The sequence below is a fragment of the uncultured Succiniclasticum sp. genome (assembly GCF_902793885.1).
GTDB lineage: Bacteria > Bacillota > Negativicutes > Acidaminococcales > Acidaminococcaceae > Succiniclasticum.
Genome location: NZ_CADBFF010000055.1, coordinates 1 through 2077, shown reverse-complemented (window position 1 = coordinate 2077; position 2077 = coordinate 1). Strand labels below are relative to the sequence as shown.

1 protein-coding gene and 3 pseudogenes are annotated in these 2077 nt (G+C 44.1%); all 4 read left to right on the top strand.

Annotated elements, in window-relative coordinates; all coding sequences use genetic code 11:
- A pseudogene (locus QZV31_RS12925) lies at nt 1–233 on the top strand (hypothetical protein); the annotation flags it as partial.
- A 33-nt stretch (nt 234–266) separates the two neighbouring features.
- A pseudogene (locus tag QZV31_RS13025) lies at nt 267–383 on the top strand (tetratricopeptide repeat protein); the annotation flags it as partial.
- Nucleotides 384–465: 82 nt separating this feature from the next.
- Nucleotides 466–1695: an ATP-binding protein gene (locus QZV31_RS12920; protein WP_295361435.1), complete on the top strand. Its 1230-nt coding sequence runs from the start codon at nt 466–468 to the stop codon at nt 1693–1695.
- A 265-nt stretch (nt 1696–1960) separates the two neighbouring features.
- Nucleotides 1961–2077: pseudogene (locus QZV31_RS12915) on the top strand (ATP-binding protein); the annotation flags it as partial.

The window sequence follows — 2077 nt, the reverse complement described above, 5'->3', positions numbered from 1 at the left end:
CCCATCCTGAAATTCGGACATATCCATATCTTCCAAAGAGAACTCAACCCGAATCTTTTTCGAGTCGACCTCGCCCTTGGAAAGCAAGACAACCGTCTCATCGTGTTTATGTAATGGAAACAGGTCGAATCGTTGAAGAACTCTTCAGTGAAACTATGTTGCAGGATGCAAAAGAACCGTACACACGTCAATTTTTTCCGGAAAATCTTAAAAAAGTGGTTTATAATTATTAAGGTGCGTTCCGGCAAAAACGGGCCGCGCTTTTAGGTTTAGCCGGTTTATTATCGTTGTCAGGTCGATATAAAGAAGCGTTGCCATTACAGGAACAGGCTTTTGCGTTACAAAAAGAAGTATTGGGTGAAAAGCATGTTATCCTCATTTAGCACAAAGATTCTTGCGGATTGATTTGACAGTATTCTTAGTTTCGGCTAAAATAAAGTTGGCTTTAGATTAGACGAGGTGAGAATGATGGAATACATTCAACGCGAACTGGAACGCAAGTTCCTGAGCATGAGCCGTGTTTTCAAAGCGGTTATGGTAACGGGCGCAAGACAGGTGGGTAAATCTACCATGCTGAAGCACTTGGCAGCAGACCAGAACAGGGCATACGTATCCATGGACAACGCCAGAGACAGGGAACTTGCACAGTCAGACCCAAAGCTCTTTTTCCAGACATATAAACCGCCTGTATTGATTGATGAAGCGCAAAAAGCTCCGGAGCTTTTTGAAACAATAAAAATAATCTGTGATAATTCAGATGAGCGTGGCCTTTTCTGGCTGACAGGTTCCCAAAGCAAAAAGCTGTTGAAGCAGGCGGGAGATTCTTTGGCAGGGCGTATCTGTATCCTGAGAATGTTCAGCCTTTCCCAGCGTGAATTAGTGCATATTTTTCCGGAAGAGCCGTTAGACTTTGCGTTTGCATCGTTGCAAAAACGCAGCAGCCTGTTTCCGGAGAATAATATCCTTTCCACTTTTTCCCATATCTGGCTTGGCGGAATGCCGGAAATGGTTAACCTGAATAAGGAACAGGCGGCCGAATACTGGAATTCTTATATTGATACTTATCTGATGCGCGATGCAGTAGATGATAACGGGATCACAGATATTGTCGGTTTCCGCAAATTTCTGCGAGCCTGCGCGGCCTTCAGCGGGCAACTTTTGAATTACAGCGACCTTGCCGCCGCGGCTGATGTTTCCGGGGTGACGGCAAAAGAGTGGGTAAAAGTGTTACAGAATATGGGAATCGTTTTTCTTCTGGAGCCGTATTACAATAATGAACTGAAACGGCTGGTAAAAACGCCCAAACTCTACTTTTGCGATACGGGGTTGTGCGCATTTCTGTCATCCTGGACAAGCCGCGACGCGTTAATGAACGGCGCTGTTGCAGGCCATTATTTTGAAAATTACGTTGTGGGTGAAATGTTGCGCACATTTTCATACGGAAAGAACCCTGCTATTTTTTCGTTCTACAGGGATAAAGATCAGCGGGAAATTGATCTGATCGTCGAACAGGACGGCATTTTACATCCGCTTGAAATCAAAAAATCTGCAGAACCGGATCGCCGCACGATAAAGGTTTTTACTGTGTTGCAAAAAGGAAGCAGGGAAGTCGGAGCGGGTGGAATCGTTTGTATGACCGATTCTCCGTATCCGATTGACAGGTCTAACAGTTTTATTCCAGCCAATTTGATATGAGAAACGCGAATAGGCTGGAGAGAATTATCGATTTAAGTTTTAAATCCGTTTTATCCTGACAGCCGTGGATTTAATTCCTGCGGCTGTTTTGTTATAATGAAATTCAGATGAGACTGACAAGACTAAAGGAAAAAGAAAAAATAAAACTTGTGGATATATTAAATCTATGTTTTTTGAAAAAACTACAGCCCCATAGAACCCAGGTTCTATGGGGCTTAAGACAGGGTAGTTACCCGCTTGAATTGTATGTGTGGAGTGTGAGCAGAACCCTTGTCCCTGCGGTTTTTTTGGTGACGAGACAAAAGAATGTACCTGCCGTCCTTTTGAGATTGAACGGTATCAGCGCAAGATTTCCGGCCCTTTGTCCGACCGCATTGACCTG